This is a genomic window from Azospirillum aestuarii, assembly GCF_016632405.1.
Lineage (GTDB): Bacteria > Pseudomonadota > Alphaproteobacteria > Azospirillales > Azospirillaceae > Azospirillum > Azospirillum aestuarii.
In genome coordinates this window covers 48,524-66,999 of sequence record NZ_JAEPIV010000001.1, presented here as the reverse complement: position 1 = coordinate 66,999, position 18,476 = coordinate 48,524, and the positions used below count along the sequence as shown (strand labels likewise).

At 70.0% G+C, this 18,476-nt stretch carries 18 protein-coding genes; 5 read left to right on the top strand and 13 right to left on the bottom strand.

What is annotated here, in order from left to right:
• Window positions 1–86 precede the first annotated feature (86 nt).
• Entirely contained in the window at window positions 87–1,310 is a 1,224-nt protein-coding gene (locus JJL56_RS00345; RefSeq protein WP_200483787.1) for a benzoate/H(+) symporter BenE family transporter, read from the top strand.
• A 12-nt stretch (window positions 1,311–1,322) separates the two neighbouring features.
• Here JJL56_RS00345 and JJL56_RS00340 read toward each other — a convergent pair whose 3' ends face one another.
• Window positions 1,323–2,252: a LysR family transcriptional regulator gene (locus JJL56_RS00340; protein WP_200483786.1), complete on the bottom strand. Its 930-nt coding sequence runs from the start codon at window positions 2,250–2,252 to the stop codon at window positions 1,323–1,325.
• A 96-nt stretch (window positions 2,253–2,348) separates the two neighbouring features.
• Here JJL56_RS00340 and JJL56_RS00335 point away from each other — a divergent pair, with 96 nt between their 5' ends.
• Complete coding sequence (locus tag JJL56_RS00335; RefSeq protein ID WP_200483785.1) at window positions 2,349–3,131, top strand: NAD(P)H-dependent oxidoreductase; 783 nt, start codon at window positions 2,349–2,351, stop codon at window positions 3,129–3,131.
• A 5-nt stretch (window positions 3,132–3,136) separates the two neighbouring features.
• On the opposite strand, the gene JJL56_RS00330 is transcribed toward JJL56_RS00335, so the two are convergent.
• Both JJL56_RS00330 and JJL56_RS00325 read right to left on the bottom strand, forming a co-directional pair.
• A complete protein-coding gene (locus JJL56_RS00330; RefSeq protein ID WP_200483784.1) occupies window positions 3,137–3,589 on the bottom strand; it encodes a DMT family transporter in 453 nt (150 codons plus the stop codon).
• A 108-nt stretch (window positions 3,590–3,697) separates the two neighbouring features.
• Window positions 3,698–4,408 carry a helix-turn-helix domain-containing protein gene (locus tag JJL56_RS00325; protein WP_247890889.1) on the bottom strand — a complete coding sequence of 237 codons (711 nt, stop codon included), beginning with the start codon at window positions 4,406–4,408 and terminating at the stop codon, window positions 3,698–3,700.
• 122 nt (window positions 4,409–4,530) lie between these two features.
• Here JJL56_RS00325 and JJL56_RS00320 point away from each other — a divergent pair, with 122 nt between their 5' ends.
• Both JJL56_RS00320 and JJL56_RS00315 read left to right on the top strand, forming a co-directional pair.
• Window positions 4,531–6,150 (top strand): ABC-F family ATP-binding cassette domain-containing protein, encoded by a 1,620-nt coding sequence (locus tag JJL56_RS00320; protein WP_200483782.1) that lies wholly within the window; start codon window positions 4,531–4,533, stop codon window positions 6,148–6,150.
• Between the two features lie 121 nt (window positions 6,151–6,271).
• On the top strand, window positions 6,272–6,484 hold the full coding sequence (locus tag JJL56_RS00315; RefSeq protein ID WP_145627259.1) for a hypothetical protein: 213 nt from the start codon (window positions 6,272–6,274) through the stop codon (window positions 6,482–6,484).
• Window positions 6,485–6,543: 59 nt separating this feature from the next.
• Here the strand turns inward: JJL56_RS00315 and JJL56_RS00310 are convergent, their stop codons facing one another.
• From JJL56_RS00310 to JJL56_RS00290, 5 genes are all read right to left on the bottom strand, one after another.
• The gene (locus JJL56_RS00310; protein WP_145627260.1) at window positions 6,544–7,632 is read right to left on the bottom strand and encodes a TRAP transporter substrate-binding protein; all 1,089 of its coding nucleotides are present in this window, start codon (window positions 7,630–7,632) and stop codon (window positions 6,544–6,546) included.
• A 144-nt stretch (window positions 7,633–7,776) separates the two neighbouring features.
• Complete coding sequence (gene hypD, locus JJL56_RS00305) at window positions 7,777–8,916, bottom strand: hydrogenase formation protein HypD (protein WP_145627262.1); 1,140 nt, start codon at window positions 8,914–8,916, stop codon at window positions 7,777–7,779.
• Window positions 8,917–9,039: 123 nt separating this feature from the next.
• A complete protein-coding gene (locus JJL56_RS00300; protein ID WP_145627263.1) occupies window positions 9,040–9,681 on the bottom strand; it encodes an SH3 domain-containing protein in 642 nt (213 codons plus the stop codon).
• A gap of 96 nt (window positions 9,682–9,777) precedes the next feature.
• Entirely contained in the window at window positions 9,778–11,721 is a 1,944-nt protein-coding gene (locus JJL56_RS00295) for a M1 family metallopeptidase (RefSeq protein ID WP_200483781.1), read from the bottom strand.
• A 177-nt stretch (window positions 11,722–11,898) separates the two neighbouring features.
• Entirely contained in the window at window positions 11,899–12,537 is a 639-nt protein-coding gene (locus tag JJL56_RS00290; RefSeq protein ID WP_145627266.1) for a gamma-glutamylcyclotransferase, read from the bottom strand.
• Window positions 12,538–12,645: 108 nt separating this feature from the next.
• On the opposite strand from JJL56_RS00290, the gene JJL56_RS00285 reads away from it, so the two are divergent.
• Window positions 12,646–13,659 (top strand): DUF2125 domain-containing protein, encoded by a 1,014-nt coding sequence (locus JJL56_RS00285; protein WP_200483780.1) that lies wholly within the window; start codon window positions 12,646–12,648, stop codon window positions 13,657–13,659.
• A 134-nt stretch (window positions 13,660–13,793) separates the two neighbouring features.
• On the opposite strand, the gene JJL56_RS00280 is transcribed toward JJL56_RS00285, so the two are convergent.
• From JJL56_RS00280 to JJL56_RS00260, 5 genes are all read right to left on the bottom strand, one after another.
• Window positions 13,794–15,053 (bottom strand): insulinase family protein, encoded by a 1,260-nt coding sequence (locus JJL56_RS00280; RefSeq protein ID WP_200483779.1) that lies wholly within the window; start codon window positions 15,051–15,053, stop codon window positions 13,794–13,796.
• A gap of 112 nt (window positions 15,054–15,165) precedes the next feature.
• Window positions 15,166–15,333 (bottom strand): hypothetical protein, encoded by a 168-nt coding sequence (locus JJL56_RS00275; protein ID WP_200483778.1) that lies wholly within the window; start codon window positions 15,331–15,333, stop codon window positions 15,166–15,168.
• A 113-nt stretch (window positions 15,334–15,446) separates the two neighbouring features.
• Window positions 15,447–16,217: a hypothetical protein gene (locus tag JJL56_RS00270; protein WP_200483777.1), complete on the bottom strand. Its 771-nt coding sequence runs from the start codon at window positions 16,215–16,217 to the stop codon at window positions 15,447–15,449.
• Between the two features lie 31 nt (window positions 16,218–16,248).
• The gene (locus tag JJL56_RS00265) at window positions 16,249–16,674 is read right to left on the bottom strand and encodes a DUF350 domain-containing protein (protein WP_200483776.1); all 426 of its coding nucleotides are present in this window, start codon (window positions 16,672–16,674) and stop codon (window positions 16,249–16,251) included.
• A gap of 26 nt (window positions 16,675–16,700) precedes the next feature.
• Window positions 16,701–18,380, bottom strand: coding sequence for a DUF2491 family protein (locus JJL56_RS00260; RefSeq protein ID WP_247889544.1), 1,680 nt, complete (start codon window positions 18,378–18,380; stop codon window positions 16,701–16,703).
• Window positions 18,381–18,476: the final 96 nt, after the last annotated feature.

Genomic DNA, 18,476 nt, shown 5'->3' with positions numbered 1-18,476 from the left:
TGGGCACATCAGGCCATTGGTCGGGTAGTTGTCAAGGCCGCTCATCGCCCTTGCGGCTCACAACCGTCCGGAGGTCCCGCTCAACCATGCCACCCAAGTCGACTCCCATCCGCCTCAACGATCTCACCCACCCCGTCGTGGCGGGCCTGATCTCCGTCATCGTCAATTATGGCGGCACCTTCATCCTGGTCTTCCAGGCGGCGAAGGTCGCGGGCCTCGGCCCCGACCTCACCGCCTCCTGGGTCTGGTCGGTCTCCATCGGCGTCGGATTGACCGGGCTGTTCCTGAGCTGGCGCCATCGCGAGCCGATCATCACCGCCTGGTCCACCCCGGCAGCGGCGTTCCTCGTCACCGCGCTGGCGACGACGCCCTATGCCGAGGCGGTCGGCGCCTACATGATTTCGGCGGCGGCCTTCGTTGCGCTCGGCCTGTCGGGCTGCTTCGAGAAGGTCATCCGGCTGATCCCGCCCGGCATCGCCTCCGGCCTTCTCGCCGGCATCCTGCTCCCCTTCGGCATCGGGGCGTTCGGCGGGGCCAGCGTCGATCCGCTGCTGGTCGGCCTGCTGATCGTCGCCTATGTCGCGCTGAAGCGGCTCTCCGCCCGCTACGCCGTGGTCGGCATCCTCGTCCTCGGGCTGGCCTTCCTGCTGACGCAGGGCCGCGTCGATCTGTCGGGGTTGTCGCTGGAGTTCGCCGCCCCGGTCTTCACCGCGCCGGACTTCTCGCTGAACGCGCTGCTGTCGGTCGCGCTGCCGCTGTTCCTCATCACGCTGTCCGGCCAGTACATGCCGGGAATGCTGGTTCTGCGGAACGACGGCTTCACGACGAGCGCCAACCCCATCGTGACCGTGACCGGCCTCGGCTCGCTGCTGATGGCTCCGTTCGGCTCCCACGCCTTCAACATCGCCGCCATCACCGCCGCCATCGCCACCGGCAAGGAGGCGCATGAGGACCCGGCCAAGCGCTGGATCGCCGGGATCGCCGCGGGTGTCTTCTACGTGCTCGTCGGCGTGTTCGGGGTGACGCTGGCCGCCGTCTTCATGGCGTTTCCCGCGACCTTCATCACCGCGCTCGCCGGTCTGGCGCTGCTCGGCACCATTGGCGGCAGCCTGGCCGGGGCGATGGCCGACCCGGCGTCCCGCGAGGCGGCGCTGATCACCTTCCTGGCGTCCGCCGCGAACATCAAGCTGCTCGGCATCGGCGGGGCCTTCTGGGGCCTGCTGATCGGCCTCGTCGCCCACCTCGTCCTCAACGGGCGCCTGCGCCTGCCGCGCCGCAGCCTGGCGGTGACCGAGGGCGCGGCCCCGTAATCGCCCTATCGGCTATCCCCGGGACGACCTCTCGATCCCGGGGATGGTCGCGACCGTCTCCGCCAGGAACTCCACCAGCAGCCGGACCCGCGCGATGCCGGCCCGTTCCGGCACGATCAGCAGGTTGAGCGGCACGGCGGGCGGCGCGTGGTCCGGCAGGAGAACCTCCAGGCGGCCGTCGGCCAGCAAATCATCCACCAGCCAGACATGGGCCGGGCCGATGCCGCGCCCGGCAAGGTAGGCCTCGCGCGCGGCCAACCCGTGATCGACCCGCAGCCGTCCCCCGAGGGACACGGCGTGAAGAGCGCCGTCCGGCCCTTCGAGCGTCAGCCGGTCGCTCCCCGCGATGTTCGACATGCGGACGCCGTCGAACCCCGCGAGGTCGTCCGGCGTCGTCGGCCGGCCCTGCCGCTCCAGACAGGCCGGCGACCCGACGAGGACGCGCCGGCTCAGCCCGAGCGCCCGCCGCTTCAGGGAGCTGTCGGCGAGGGGACCGAGGCGGATGGCGATGTCCACGCCGTCGCGCACGAGGTCGATGCGCTCGTCGGTCAGGCCGAAATCGACGGCGATGTCCGGATGACGGTCCTGAAAGGCGAAGATCAGCCGGCTGATATGCCGGACACCGAGCGCCGCCGTGCAGGACACCCGCACCGTTCCGGCCGAGGCGCGGCCGGTGTCGCGCGCCTCGTCGCCCGCCTGTTCGACGAGGCGCAGGATCTGGACGGCGTTGGCGTAGTAGCGCTCGCCCTCCGCGGTCAACGCGACGCGCCGGGTGGTCCGGCTGAACAGGGCGACGCCGAGCGCCTCCTCCAGTTCGCGGATGTGCCGGGTGACGCTCGATTGCCCGATGGCCATCTCGCGCGCCACCGCCGACAGGCTTCCCCGTTCGGCGACGCGGATGAAGCTGCGCATGCGGTCCAGCGTGACGTTCGATTGATCCATTTTACGGCAGAGTTCTATTCAGTCACCCCATCTACCGGATCAATTTCCACCCGCATAGCTTGAGGCGCAAGCGTTTCAAGCGAACAGGTGCCTGTGATGAACGTGCTGATCGTATTCGCCCATCCCGATCCCCGCTCCCTCAACGCCGCCCTGCGCGATGCCGCCGTCGCGGAACTGGAGGCGCAGGGCCATACGGTGCGGGTCTCCGACCTATACGCCATGAGCTGGAAGGCCACGGTGGACCACGCCGACTTCCCCAGCCTCGGCGAGGGGGAGCGCCTGAAGGTGGCCGCCGCCTCCGGCGCCGCCTTCGCCGCCGACGCGCTGACCAACGATGTGAAGGCCGAGCAGGAAAAGCTGCTGTGGGCCGACGCGCTGATCCTGCAATTCCCGCTCTGGTGGTTCACCATGCCGGCGATCCTCAAGGGCTGGGTCGACCGCGTCTACGCTTACGGCCTCGCCTATGGCGTCGGCGAGCACAGCGACCGGCGGTGGGGCGACCGCTACGGCGAGGGCCGCTTCGCCGGCAAGCGCGCCATGCTGGTGGTGACGACGGGCGGCTGGGCCGAGCACTACGCGCCGCGCGGCATCAACGGCCCGATCGACGACCTTCTGTTTCCGATCAACCACGGCATCCTGCATTACCCCGGCTACGACGTGCTGCCGCCCTTCGTCGCCTACCGGGTGGACCGCTTCGACGAGGCCGGCTTCGCGCAGGCGGCGGAAAGCTTGCGGGAGCGGATGCGGACGCTGGAGACGGCGCCGCCGATCCCTTTCCGCCGCCAGAACGGCGGCGACTATGCGATCCCCAGCCTCGAACTCCGCCCGGAGTTGGAAGCCCCCGGCGCGTCCGGCTTCGCCCTGCACCGGAGTCTTTGAGCGCGCTACAGCCGGATCAGGACGACGCCGAGGATCAGGGAGGCGGCGCCGGCCAGCCGGGTCGGGCTCACCGGCTGCTGCGGCAGGCCGAGCAGACCGACATGGTCGAAGGCGAGGGAGCCGAGCATCTGGCCGACCACGATCAGCGCCAGCACCGTCGCCGCCCCCAGGCGGGGCACCATCAGGATCGCGGTGCCGATGAACAGCGCGCCGAACAGCCCGCCGGTCCAGGTGACCCATGATCCGGCCCCGCTCACCGCGTCGGCAAGGCGGGGGCCGGGTGCGAGGAGCGCGACCGCCAGCATCGCCAGCATCCCGACGACGTAGCTGACGAAACCCGCCCACCAGGGCGAGCCGAGATCGGCCCGCAGATTGGCGTTCAGGACCTGTTGCAACGCGACGCTGACCCCGGCGCCGACCACCAGGAGGTACGAGACGGCGGACACTGCGATGGACATGCCATGCTCCCAAGCTTGCCTGTGGCCGCACCGCCGGACCGTGTCCGTGCGGCGCTCTCGGACGGATGGTTAGCAGGCGGACCGGCGGCGGTCTGGTACGGATGTGACCTATCCGGCGCGGTAGCGGCCCGGCGTCACGCCGAAGGCGCGGCGGAAGCAGCGCCCCAGATGGCTCTGGTCGGCGAAGCCGGTGTCCGCCGCGACCGCCGCGATGGGCTCACCGGCGCGGAGCAGGAGCCGCGCGTCGTTCAACCGGTCCTGAAGCTGGAAGGCGTGCGGCGGCACGCCGTGCTGCTTGCGGAAGCGACGGGAAAAGCCCTCGCGGCTCATCCCGGCGCGCCGCGCCGCCGCGCCGACGGTGTCCCACGGTTCGTCCCCCGTCAGTTCCACCAAGGGCTCCACCCCAGTCCCGATGGCGAGCCGGTGGTCCTCGGCGATCCGCGTCAGGTCGGCCCATTCCAGCCCGCCCGTCCTCCGACAGTGCCGGGCCAGCGCGGCAACCATCTCCGGCGCGGCGTGGAGGCCGGGCGGCGTGTAGAGGTTGATGCAGACGACCTCGTCCGGCCCGCACAGGGAGCGATGAGGCGTTCCCGCGGGGATATGTACCCCCTCGCCGGGACCGGCCTCGCACAGTTCGCCCGCGATGACAAAGCGCCGCCGCCCCGCCAGGACGAAGGTCAGCTGATCCTCGCGATGGAAATGCACCGGCAAGGCCACGTCGACGCCGCGCACCGTCCCCAGCTCGACGATGCCGCCGCCGATGGGGCGCCAATAGTCCCAAACCTGCGGCGGACGCCCCATGACGACGATCCTTCCCATGACACTGTTCTCGGATTGCGATTTTCGCATGGCACCGATCAGGACTCCATCGCACCGCGCATCCTGTGGCATAAGAGCCCCCGCCACGCCATGGGAACAACGCCGCAGGAACGCAGCCGCACATGATCCGCTTCGACAACATCAGCAAGCAGAATGGTCACCGAATCCTCTTCCTCGAAGCATCGGCGGCGTTGAACCGGGGCGAAAAGATCGGGCTGGTCGGTCCCAACGGGGCGGGCAAGACGACACTGTTCCGCATGATCACCGGCGAGGATTTGCCGGACACCGGTCAGGTGGCGATCGAGAAGCAGGCGACCATCGGCTACTTCAACCAGGACGTCGGCGAGATGTCCGGCCGCTCCGCCGTCGCCGAGGTGATGGACGGCGCCGGCCCGGTCAGCACCGTCGCCGCGGAACTGGCCGAACTGGAGGCCGCCATGGCCGACCCCGACCGCGCCGAGGAGATGGACGCCATCATCGAGCGCTACGGCGAGGTCCAGGCCCGCTTCGACGAGCTGGGCGGCTACGAGCTGGAGGGCAAGGCGCGCGAGGTGCTCGCCGGCCTCAGCTTCAGCCAGGAGATGATGGACATGGACGTCGGCATGCTGTCCGGCGGCTGGAAGATGCGCGTGGCGCTGGCCCGCATCCTGCTGATGCGGCCCGAGGTCATGCTGCTCGACGAACCGAGCAACCATCTGGACATCGAAAGCCTGATCTGGCTGGAGGGCTTCCTCAAGGGCTTCGAGGGCGCCCTGCTGATGACCTCGCACGACCGCGAGTTCATGAACCGCATCGTCAACAAGATCATCGAGATCGACAGCGGGTCGCTGACCAGCTACTCCGGCGACTACGGCTTCTACGAGCGCCAGCGGGCGCTGCGCGAGAAGCAGCAGGAGGCGCAGTTCGAACGCCAGCAGGCCATGCTGGCCAAGGAGCTGAAGTTCATCGAGCGCTTCAAGGCCCGCGCCTCACACGCCAGCCAGGTCCAGAGCCGCGTCAAGAAGCTCGACAAGATCGAACGCTTCGAGCCGCCCAAGCGCCGCCAGATCGTGACCTTCGACTTCCCGCCGGCCCCACGCTCCGGCGACGACGTCGCGGTGCTGAAGAACGTGCACAAGGGCTACGGCAGCCGGACCATCTACGAGGGGCTGGACCTGACGATCCGCCGCAAGGAGCGCTGGTGCGTCATGGGCGTCAACGGCGCCGGCAAATCGACGCTGCTGAAGTTGGTAGCGGGTGCCACCGAGCCGGACAGCGGCACCGTCGCGGTCGGCGGCAGCGTGCGCATGGGCTATTTCTCCCAGCACGCCATGGACCTGCTCGACGGCGACAAGACCATCTTCGAATCGCTGGAGGCGTCCTTCCCGCAGGCGAGCCAGGGGTCGCTGCGCGCGCTGGCCGGTTGCTTCGGCTTCTCCGGCGACGACGTCGAGAAGAAGTGCCGGGTCCTGTCCGGCGGCGAGAAGGCCCGGATGGTCATGGCGACCATGCTGTTCAACCCGCCCAACTTCCTCGTGCTGGACGAGCCGACCAACCACCTCGACCTCGACACCAAGCAGATGCTGATTTCGGCGCTGGGCGCCTATGAAGGCACCATGCTGTTCGTCTCGCACGACCGCCATTTCCTGGCCGCCCTGTCGAACCGGGTGCTGGAGCTGACTCCGGAGGGCATCCACCAGTACGGCGGCGGCTACACCGAGTATGTGGCGAGCACCGGGCAGGAAGCGCCGGGCATCCACTGACGCCGGCCGGTCAAAGCGGGGATGCGTGCGCCGCAACAAGCGGCTTGCGCAACCCGTGGCCTCCATGGAAACTCGTCCCCGTGTCGTTCGGGCTGGGTTGCGCAACCATGGAGATTTTGGAATGGCTGGGTACGACAACGCCGACGGCCCCGCGGGGCTGGTCATCCGCCTGATCGACACCGCGGTGAAGGCCTTGAACGAGATGTCCGACGCCGCGGGCGAGATCGCGCCGGACGTCGGCAATCTGACGGACACGCTGGTGGCTGCCCAGCGCGTCGCCGACCGCGCGTCGCAGGATCTGCAACGCCTGTCCCAGAAAGTGTCGGCCCAGTAGCGGCCGAAACGGTGCGGCGCCGCGACGCGCCGCACCGACCCGCCCTTACCGGCCTTTGATCAACGACGTTGCCCGGCGGTGAAGGTGAAGTTGTCGAAGCTGTTCTCGGCAACGCGGAACCACAGATACTCCTCGTCGCGGAACTTCTTCCACGGCTCGTAGATCTTGGCGAACTTCGGGTTGTTCTTGGCCGTCTCGTCGTACAGTTCGTAGGCCGCCTTGTAGCAGGCCTCCATCACCTCGCGCGGGAAGGGACGGAGCTGGGCGCCGCCGGCGACCAGACGCTTCAGGGCGGCGGGGTTGTCGGAGTCGTACTTGGCGTTCATGATGGCCAGCGCCTCGAAGCAGGCCGCTTCCAGCGCCGCCTGATAGGGCTTCGGCAGTTCTTCCCACTTCTGCTGGTTGACCAGAAGCGACACGTTCAGGCCGCCTTCCCACCAGCCGGGATAGTAGTAGTACTTGGCGACCTTGTTGAAGCCCAGCTTCTCGTCGTCGTAGGGGCCGATCCACTCGGCGGCGTCGATGGTGCCCTTTTCCAGCGACGGGTAGATGTCGCCGCCGGCGATCTGCTGCGGCACGACGCCCAGCTTGGTCAGCACCTGACCGGCGAAGCCGCCGATGCGGAACTTCAGGCCGCTCAGGTCCTGGACCGTCTTGATCTCCTTGCGGAACCAGCCGCCCATCTGGGTGCCGGTGTTGCCCGCCGGGAAGTTGACGACGTTGTAGCCCTTGAAGAAGTCGCGCAGCAGCTCCATGCCGCCGCCCTGGAGAATCCAGGCGTTCTGCTGGCGGGCGTTGAGGCCGAACGGGACCGTCGAATCGAAGGTGAAGGTCGGGTCCTTGCCGACATAATAATAGCTGGCGGTGTGGCCGCACTCGACCGTGCCGTTCTGCACGGCGTCGAGCACCTGGAGGCCGGGGACGATCTCACCGGCGGCAAAGGGGCGGATCGTGAACTTGTTGTCGGTGATGGCGGCGACGCGGCGTGAAATCACGTCGGCGGCGCCATAGATGGTGTCCAGGCTCTTCGGGAAGCTGGAGGCGAGGCGCCAATGCACCTCCGGGGTGCTCTGCGCGATGGCCGGAGCCGCCAGGGTGCTGGCCGCGACGCCGACACCGGCGCTGGCGAGGAATGAACGGCGTTTCATGCGGGAAGTCCCCTCCTGTTCTTTTGTTCGGGAACGAACCTATCAGCGTCCTCCGAACCCCCGCAAAAGGTTAGCCGTGCAAGGAGCGAATAGCTTCCCTGACGAAATATTTCGTGACAAACGGTTTGCCGCTGAAACCAACGGTCACGGCACCGCCGATCGGTGGTCGCGGAAACGCCCATAGGTGTAATGGGCGGCACAGCCCCCCTCCGCCGACACCATGCAGGAGCCCATCGGGTTCTCCGGCGTGCAGACCGTGCCGAACAGCTTGCAATCGCTGGGTCTCTTCACCCCGCGCAGGATGTCGCCGCACTCGCAGCCCTTGTGGTCGGGCACCGCGCGCCCCGGCACGGCGAAGCGCCGCTCCGCGTCGAAGGCGGCGAAGCCCTTCTTCAACCGCAAGCCGCTGTCGGGAAGCGACCCGAGGCCGCGCCATTCGAAGCTGGGACGCACGTCGAAGGTATCGGCGACGATCCGCTGGGCCTTCCGGTTGCCGTCCGGGGTCACGGCGCGGGTGAACTGGTTCTCCACCTCCGCCCGCCCCTCGTTCGCCTGCCGGATCAGCATCAGGATGGCCTGGAGCACGTCCAGCGGCTCGAACCCGGCGATCACCACCGGCTTGCCGTAACTTTCCGCCACGAACTCGTAGGGACGGCTGCCGATGACCACGGAGACGTGCGCCGGCCCGACGATGCCGTCGAGCGGCAGCGTGCCCATGCTGCGCACCTCCGGGCTGTCCATGATGCCCCGGATGGCCGCCGGGGTCAGGACGTGGTTGCAGAAGACGCTGAAATTCCGGAGGCCCTTGGCCTGGGCGGCATGAACGGCCACCGCGGTCGGCGGCGTGGTCGTCTCGAAGCCGATGGCGAGGAAGACGACCTCGCGGTCCGGGTTGTCCTCGGCGATGCGCAGGGCGTCCTGGGTGGACAGGACCATCCGCACGTCCGCCCCCTCGGCCTTCGCCTTCAGCAGGCTGACCCGCCCCGATCCCGGCACGCGCAGCACGTCGCCGTAGGTGCACAGGATCACGCCGGGCTGACGCGCAATGGCGATGGCGTCGTCGATCCGCCCGACCGGCAGGACGCAGACCGGACAGCCCGGCCCATGGATCATCCGCACGTTGTCCGGCAGCAGGTCGGGAATGCCGTAGCGGGACACCGCGTGGGTGTGGCCGCCGCAGAACTCCATCAGGTGATAGGTCCGCCCGCTCGCCGCCTCTCGCCCGATGGCGGCGGCGATGCCGCGGGCCAGCGCCGCGTCCCGGAATTCATCGACGTACTTCATCGCTTCCCGCCCCCTCCGCCTGCCACAGCGGCATTTGGACGGCGGCGGGGAGCGCTGGCGTTGATGCGGATCAAGAATGGGGCGCGGCGGGAGGCATCACGCCCTCCCCGCCGCGAAGCCCCTTTACTTCGAGGCGCCCATCATGGGCAGCGACAGCTCCGGCCCCCGCCCCGAATCCTCGATGGCGATCGCGGAGGAACCGGGGGAGCCCAGCGCCACGCTCACCGGACGCCCGTTGTTGTGGTTCTTCCACATCTCGTAGAGGGCCAGCGCCGCGTAGATCTTGGCCTCGCGGCTGGTGTTGTAGAGCCATTCCTGGGTCGGGATGACGCGCAGCGCGCCGTTGCCCGGCTGCTCCACCCGCTCCGCGAAGCGGTAGCCGAGCTGGTTGTTGATGCCCGCCAGCAGCCCGTCGAATCCCGAGGAGATCCGCCCGAACCCGGCGTCCGACGCCGCGGACGACGCGCCGCCCAGCGTGCTCGGCGTCTGCCGTTTCACGAGGTCGCCGAAGACCCAGCCCTCCTCGCCGGTGCGCATCGACCGCACGCCGATCCAGTTGCCCTCCTGCTTCAGCTCGATCACCTCGTCGCCGCGGGTGACCGTGGAGCGGACCGAGGCATTGTCGGAGGGGGCCGCGCGCAGGTTCACCTTCTCGCCGGTCACCGTGTGGATGTCACCGGGGGCCGCCGCCGCGGGCAGGGCCAGCGCCGCCGCCACGCCGAGACCGGCCAGGGTTCCGAGGAAAGTCTTCGTCATCCGAGACATGTGCATTCTCCCGCAGAACGCGCGCATCGCGCGCCGTTTCCCCTACAACAGGCAAAGGCGGGGTATGCTCCATGGACAGCTGCCGGGCGGTCGGGGCTACTCGAAAGACACACGCAACGGGCTGTCGCCGGCGGGCCAGACGCCGCGGTCCACGGCGCGGACGCCCTCGAAGACCAGCCAGCTCTGCCGCCCGTAATGGGGCAGCGGGCGCAACAACGCCTGGAGCGCCGCCGCGTCATCCGCCGCCACCACCAGCAATGGGCGGCCCTGCGGGGTTCTTGCGGTCCACACCCGCGCCGTGCCGCGCCCTTTGAGGCTGTCCGGCATCGGCGGCAGGCCGAGCCGGGCCAGCAACCGCTCGACCTCCCCCGCCGTCCCGATCACGGCGAGCGGGGCGGCGGGATCGGAACGCTCAGCGGCGGCAATGCGCGGTTTGCCATCGGCCAGACGCTCGGCCAGCGCGCGCGCAGGCGCTGCGGCCGGACCATCGGCGGCGATCACCGTGGTGGCCGCGTGGTCCAGCGTCACGTCGCGCAGGGTTGGCGGCGCCTCCCCCGGCGCGAGACGGCGGAACAGGCCGAAGCCGGGATCGACCGCGAGGGCCTGCGGCACGCCGGCGGTCCGGATCGCCACAGTGGTCTCATTCCCGTCGAGACGGATGGTGTGGCGCTCCGTCCCCGCCGTGGTCCGCACCTCCACCGGCACGGTCAGGCCATAGGCCGGCTCGCCCTGGCGCAGGGTCAGCACCACCCCGTCGCCGTCACCCCTCGCCCCCACCAGTTCCAGTGCGGGCGCCCCGACGCGGGTCAGCCATTGGTCGAAGAAGGGTCCGAGCTCCCGGCCCGACGCCGCCGCGAAGGCGCGGCGCAGGTCGTCCCACCCCGCATCCTGAAAGCGCCTCTCCTCCCAGAAGCGGCGGATGCCCGCGTCGAAGGCCTCCGCCCCGATCTCGGCGCGCAGCATGTGGAACAGCATCGCCGCCTTGCCATAGCCGACGATCTGGGCGGCGTCGTGAACCTTGGCGCGGAAGTCGGTCAGGGCGGAATCGCGCTCCGCCGGCAGGGCGGCGTAGTCGCGCAGCCAGTCCAACCGCATCGCCCGCGCCGCGTCCTCGCCGCGCGTCTCCGCCGCCGCGTAGTCGGCCATGAAGGTGGTCAGCCCTTCCGACCAGTTGCCGGGCCAGTTTCCGCCCTCGCCGACGCGCACCCCATTGCCCCACCAGTTGTGCAGGATCTCGTGGGGCAGCGACTGGGCGCGGACGAAGGGCAGCGGCATCACCTGCCGCCCGATGTAGGTCAGGCCGGGAAAGCCCAGACCGACCGGCAGCGGCGCCGACAGGACGGCGAATCCGGCAAAGGGATAGGCGCCGATCCGCGCCGCCTGCGCGTCGATGGTCCGGGCGCTGAGGTCCAGATACTCCTCGGCCAGCGGGGCCTGCTCCGGATGGAAATAGGTGCGGAGACGAAGACCACCGTGCATCCGCTCCGTCACCCGCCACGGTCCGGCAAAAAGCGACGGTTCCTCGACGCTGCAGTCCTCGGCGAAGGTCGCGGCATAGCCCATGCCGTCGCGCGTCTCCTCGACCAGACGGCCGGTCGCCACCGCGACGAAGGGCGCCGGCACCCGGACCGACAGGCGCCAGGAGGGCGGGGACTCCGCGGTCTCGGATGTCGGAATCCAGCCGGTGCCGGCGGGCAGATAGGCGCCCTCCGCCCCTCCGCCCCCGCCGCGCGACTCCGGCGTCAGGGGCGGCAGGGTTCCGGCGTAGCGCAGGCGGAGTTCCCCGCCACCCTCCGGCACGGTCACCGGCAGGGCGTTGCCGCGCACCGCGACCGGCTTCCCGTCGAGCAGCGCTTCCCCCACCGCCAGCCCCGGCGCCAGCCGCAGCCGGTGCGGACCGGCGGGCAGGCGCAGACGGTCCTCCACCTCCAGCCGCCGCGCGGCGGGGTCCAGCGTGACGGTCAGATCATGGTGCAGGCCGGCGGCCCAGCCGGGCGAGGCGGCGAGGATGCCGCATAGGGCGAGAAAGAGGGTGCGCATGGCCCAGGAATATAAGGCTTGGGCTGCGCCGCGCCAGCGGTGGTGTGGGTGTTGCGCTTGCCCCCACCCCGGCCCTCCCCCCGCTGCGCCGGGGAGGGAGAATCCCGCAAAGCGGCGGCAGTCCGCTCCCCTGCGATAGCGGGGGAGGGTTAGGGTGGGGGCAACACCGGAACCACCTCACCCCACCCGCGCGCGCACCGCGGTCAGCAGGCTGCACAGCCCGCGGTCGTGGATGCCGATGGCCTCCAGATGGGCGACCGTGTTGGCGAGGTAGTCCAGGTTCGGGCCGCGCTCGCCCCGGCATCCGGCGATGCGCTCGGCCATGGCGGTCTCGTCCATGCAGCCGCAATATTGCCGGTGGCGGCGGTCCACCACGAAGGTGCAGGCGGTGACCGGCGCCCCGCCGTCGCGCGGGCGCACCGGCAGCAGCTTTGGCCGGTAGACGCGGTTCAGCATCTCGCGGTCCCACAGGCAGTCCAGCGTCTCCGGCACCCGCTCCGCCGCCACCCGGAAGACGATGCCGCGGCAGGAGCCGCCGCGGTCCAGCCCGAGCACCAGACCGGGCCGCTCCGGCGTGCCGCGGTAGCGGTGGGAGGACACGCAGAAGCGGCGATGGTAGCCGCCCAGCACCGCCGGATGGCGCTCCAGGAAGGGGAACTCCGGGTTCCACATCAGCGAGCCGTAGGCGAAGACCCAAAGGTCGTCGCCGGGCGTCACGGCGATGTCGGCGGACCAGCAAGAGGCGGCGGTAGCCGTGCGCTGCGTCGGTGCGGTGACCGGAAGCTCGGCAACAGGCGATTGCGTATCGAGCAGCATGACCCTTAAGTAATGCAGCGTGCGCCGACTGGTGGCGACACGGTGAATGCTAGCACGGCCCCAGGCCGCCCGCTATAAGGTGGGTGCCACAAAACGGAAATGCCACAGATGCGCGTTCGGAAGATCTTGGGCTTCGCCGTTCTCGCCCTCGCCCTGCTGGCCGGCGCCTATTCGGTCTGGTGGTGGCAGGCCGCAGCGGCGGTGGAGCGCGGCGTGCTCGCCTGGATGGACGAGCAGCGGGCGGCCGGTGCGGTGGTAAACCATGGCGGGCTGAGCGTCGGCGGCTACCCCTTCACCATCCGCGCCGCGCTGGAGGCGCCGCAGTTCGCCACCCGCGACATGGAATGGCGGGGCACCCGGCTGGTGGCGGAGGCGCCTCCCTGGAACCACACGCGCATCGCCCTGACCCTGCCCGGCGAACAGCGGGTGACGGTGGTGCAGGCGAACCAGCCGCCCTTCACGCTGGTAGCCCGCGACGGCGGCCAAGGCCAAGTCGGCCTCACCCTGACTGGCCAGCCGGTCGAGGCGCGGCTCGCCTTCACCAACCTGGTGGCGCAGCCCGACGCCCTGCCCGTTCCGATCGCCGCCCTGGACCTGACCGCCACCCAGCCCGCCGCGCCGCCGGCCAGCCACACCGACACCGGCCTGTCCGTCACTCTGGAGGCGCGCGGCGCCACCCTTCCCGACGGCGCGCCGGACTCGCTGGGTCGCGAGGTGCAGCGGCTTCTGCTGACCGCCCGCATCCTCGGCCAGCCGCCGAAGCCGGAGCCGGTCAGCCTGTCGGCCTGGAGCCGCGACGGCGGCACGCTTCAACTCGACGGGCTGAATTTGGATTGGGGGCCATTGAAGCTGGCGATGAACGGCACGCTGGCGCTCGACGCCGCCTTGCAGCCGCAAGCCGCGCTGACCGCGGAGGTGCGCGGGTATCAGGCGGTGCTGGACGCGCTCCAGGGGATGTTCCGGCCCAAGGAGCTGGCGATGGCCCGCACCATGCTGGGCTTGCTGGCCCGCCCCACCGGTCCGAACGGCGAGCCGGTGCTGACCGCCCCGGTCACCGTGCAGAACCGTGGGCTGTTCCTGGGTCCGCTGAAGGTCGCGGCGCTGCCGGTGGTGGTCTGGTAGAGGCGACGTATTGCCCCCACCCTAACCCTCCCCCGCTGGGCGGGGGAGGGAACGGAGGCTACGGCGCAATCATCTCCCTCCCCCGCTGGGCGGGGGAGGGCCGGGGTGGGGGCAAGCGTCGCTGCACAACAGCCTCACGCCGCCTTCAGCATCCCCTGCATGTCCTCGTAGGACGGCAGATGGTCCAGCTTGCCGACCGCGGACACGGCCATCGGGCCGGCGAAGACGCGGTTGGCCGCCACCGCCACATCCTCCGGGGTCACGGAGTCGATGCGCTCGAAAATCTGCTCGATGGTCCGCACCTCGCCGGTGCGCAGCAGGGTACGGGCGAAGCGGTCGGCGCGGCGCATCGTCGATTCCAGCGACTTGCCCACCGAGAAGCGCATCTGCTCCTTCGACCGCTCCAGCTCCACCGCGGTCACGCCGTCGCGGGCCTTGCGCAGTTCCTCGAAGAAGACCGGCACCAGCTCCGCCACCTCTTCCGGCCCGGTGCCGGCGTAGAAGCTGAGCGCACCGCCGTCCGCGTACTGGATGGGTGCCGCGTAGACCGAATAGACCAGCCCGCGCTTCTCGCGGATCTCCTGGAACAGGCGCGAGGTCATGCCGCCGCCCAGGATGTTGGCGAGGTGGCGCAGCGCGTAGCTCGCGGAATCCTCGGTGCCGACGCCGGGGAAGGCCGCCATGAAATGCACCTGCTCGGCGTCGCGCTTCAGCAGCGCCGCCCCGCCCTTGTTGACGACCGTCTCCTGGAACGGGTCGTCCTTGGCGGTCAGATGGCCGAACAGCCCCTCCACCCGGCGCACCACGGTGCCGTGATCGACGTTGCCGGACACCACATAGACCATGCGGCGCGGGTCGTAATGGGACACGTAGTCGAACAGATGCTCCCGCCCGAAGCCCGCGACGTTCTCTTTCGGGCCGAGGATCGGACGGCCCAGCGCCTGCCCGTCGAAGGCGGTGCGGCGCAACGCCTCGTAGACCACGTCCTCCGGCTCGTCGGCGTAGCGGCCGATCTCCTGGATGACCACGCCGCGCTCCTTCTCCACCTCCTCCTCCGGGAAGACGGAGTTGAGGACGATGTCGCCGATGATCTCGCAGGAGACGTCGACGTGCTTGGCCGCCATCTGCGTGTAATAGGCGGTGACGTCGTAGTCCGTGTAGGCGTTGAATTCGCCACCGCGGTTCTCGATCTCCAGCGCGATGCCCAGCGCGTCGCGGCTTTCCGTTCCCTTGAAGATCATGTGCTCCAGGAAATGGGCGATGCCGTTCACCGCCGGCCGTTCGTTGCGCGCCCCGACGCCGACCCAGACGCCGCTGGTCACCGTGCCGAGATGCGGCAGGTGGTCCGTCAGCACGCGGAATCCGTTGGCGAGGGTGGTCAGTTGGATCGTCACACAGGGTCTCCTGGTTGGGCACGGGATCGCCCGGAACATCGGGGGCGTTGCATTGACGTGGGGCGCCGTCCGCGCAGGAACAACGCCTCGCGGGCTGGGGTCAAGCCTGCCGTCAACCGCGCGGCGGCGCCAAAGCGGCGCTGAGGGCCCGGCGGTTGCGGTGGGCGCGCATCAGCAGCGGGGCCGGAACATGGCCCTGCACCAGCAGGCGCCCACCCGGCAGCAGCCGCACGCCGTGCCGTTCCAGTTCGTTCAACAGCTCCGCCATAGACCTGCGCATCGGTTCCTCCAGCGAGCAGACGTTCACCGTCTGGCATCATGGCGGAGGAATCCGATAGGATCTATGCGGATCATCCTATTCGATCAATAGGATGATCCTATTCATCATACCCTTCAATGCCGGCCTTTCAGAGAGGCCAGACGGTCGGACAGGGTGCTGGGCGCCGGCTTCGCTCCCGAAGCCGCATCGAGCGCCGCCTTGATGTTGGGATCGTCCTCCTCGGGCTTGGACGGCTTCAGCAGGCGGGCCTTGGCGCTGGACGCCTCCGCCTGGGCAAGGTCGCGGGCCGCCGCGTCCTGCATCGCCTTCAGCGCCGTGCCGAGGCTGGAGGTGGCGCCGCTCAGCCCCGCCGCCTGCCGGGCCGCCTCCGCCCGCTGCTCGGCCATGTCGCGCTGCTGGGCGGCGCGGCCCATGTGCCGTTCGGCCCGCTGCAACGCGCTGCGGGCGGCCTTCAACTTGCCGCCGGCCTCGGCGTAGGTCGTTTCCAGCATGGTCAGGAACTCGCGCGCGTCCACGGCGTCCTGCTCCTCCCGATCGATGTCCGGAGCCATCTGCTCCAGCATCCCCACCAGCGTTTCCAGGCTCGTTTCGAGCTGGGCCTTGCGACCGGCGTCGGTTTCCGCCTCCATCTGACGCTGAAGATGCTCGGCGGCGGCCATGCGCTGGCTGGAAAGTTGAAGGATGACCTCGGCCTCCTTCTGCTCCTTCTCATAGGCGGCGCGCGCCTGCGCGACCTGAAGGCCGAGACGGTCCAGATGCTCTTCCATCGTGCGCAGTTCGGCCTCCGTCGCGGCTTTCGGGTCCCAGCGGACCAGGGCTTCCACCGCCGACTGGACGGCCTGATCGGTCTTCACCCCGACGAGGTTGCGGATGAACGAGATCATGGTTGCGGTTCCTCTCTGTTTGGGCGGGTCTTCATCCCGCCATGGCTCCGGCGTTCAGCAGCGCGACGGCGATCTGGAGCCCGGCCAGCGCCGTGCCCGCGGCGACGTTGCCGGATTCGATCATGGCGCGCAGGTCGCGGAACAGCCAAATGGCGATCAGGAAGGTAATCAACTGCAGCACCAGGGCAACCGACCCCCAGATCAGGATGTCCACCAGGACGAGGCTGGTCGCCAGCGTCGCCGCCAGCGGGATCGCCAGCGCCACCAGCGTGCCGCCCAGCACCACACCGGCGGCCTGGTTGCCGCTCGCCAGCAGGTCGCGCTCGTGCAGCGGCGTGACCGCGACGTAGACGGCCACCCCGATCAGAAACAGAGCCAGGGTCGCTCCGAAATGCAGAAGCAGCAGCGGCAGGCCGGATTCGAGGCCTTGCAGGATTTGCGCGACGCTGGTGTCCATGGTGTCTTCCATACGGGCTGGCGGGATCAGGCGAGCGAAAGTGAGGCGGGGTTGACGTCGATGCCGGCGCGGACCTCTACCCACGCCTCGCCGCCGTCCTCCACCGCCGCCGCCAGCACATATTCGGTCCGGGGCGCGGGGTCCGCGGCGCCGGTGGGGGCGGCGTAGAGCATGGCGGTCAGGCGGCGGGTGCGGCTGCCGCGGTGGTCGGTCAGCGTCTCGTCGAAGGTGATGGGAGCGATGCGGGACGCGCCGGGCGACCACAGCCGCCCGTACAGCTTGCCGTCCTTGGTCTGGAACTGCGGGTAGCCGATCATCCCGTCGCCAGGGTCCAGCCAGAAGCCCCATTCGTCGTTGTCGGTGGGGTGGACCTCGTCCAGAACGCTGAACCAGCGGCATTCGTCCGGCGCGCCCCCGGCTCCCAGATGAAGCTGGTAGAAGCCGCGCCCGCCCGGAAGATACAGCCGGTGCAGCGTCACGCCGCCTCCCGTCAGCGTGCCCACGGCCTCCACGCTGACCATCGTGCCGGCTCCCTCCGGCGCCACGGCCTTGATCGCGCCGCCGCCCAACAGGAAGGGCGTGGGATCGGGCGTCAGCGTCATGCCCACGCGGAACAGCGACGGTTCGTAGGAGGCGCCGGTGGCCTTGGCCTTGACGATGCCGGCGGCGGTACTCCAGGGCGAACGGGTCATGGCGGAACCTCCGGAGCGGGAGCCCGACGAGCGGCGGCGCAGCACGGTCACGGCCACCACCATCCCCCCGACGAGCAGAATCAGAAGGAGCAAGGTGCCCATGCCTCCCCCGGAATCACCCGAGGAAGACGGCGTCTCCGGCGCGGCCTGCGCGACGTCGCGCGGGATGTCCGGCGGCAGGTAGCCGGGATCGCGCGGACGGTCGTCCTGCGCGCGGAGGCGGGTGTCGAGATCGTCCAGGCGACGGCGCAGGTCGGGGTCGTCCTGCGCGCGCCGCTCCGCTTCCGCGCGCCATTCCGCGTAGCCGGGGTCGCCCTGGTGGTTGTGGAACCAGTCGGCGTAGCCGGGGCGCGACAGATTGTCGAGCAGGAACCACAGGAACAGCCCATTCCACAGGCCGAAGCTGGGACGGCTGCCATAGGCCCAGCCCGGCGGGCGCCAGCCGCCGTACCAGCCGCCCGGCCCATAGCCGCCGGTACGCCGCTGCCCCCAGCCCGAGCCGGAGTTGCCGCCGCCCTGCCACCCTCCCCCGCCCCAGCCGGTCCCGGAGCCAGAGCCGGAACGGGGAGGCGGCGCGGCGACCGGCGGGGTGCGTTCCCGCTGTTGCTGTTGCTGCTGCTGTTGCTGCTGCGCTCGGTAGCGGTCCAGCGCCTCGCCGCTCGACCGCCGCGACACGCCCAGATCGCCACCGCCGGACGGCGCCCCGCCTGGCAAGCCGTAGGACGGCCCGCTCTTGGGCCGGCTGTAGCCGCCGCTGCCGGTGGACGGCGCGCGCGACGGGGCGGAGCGGGTGGAGAAGGACGGGGTACGCACGGACGGGCGGCTGTATCCCCCGCTGGAACTGCGCCCCCCACCGGCCCGCGCCTCCGCCGCCTGCGGCCAAAGCAGCGCGGCGGTGGCCGCGGCCAGCCCGACGGGCACCGCCGCGGGGATGGCGGCGGGCAGCGGCTGGAGCGGAGCCAGCGCCAGAAGAAGGCTCAGGAACCGGGCGGCGATCCGGTTCCGAATGGGCATGGGGCCAGGGGACATGGAACCAGGGGGCGTGGAGCCAGAGGGCATGGGGCCTGCGCGGTGCCGTGGATGCACAGCCGGAACACCCTACATGCCCAA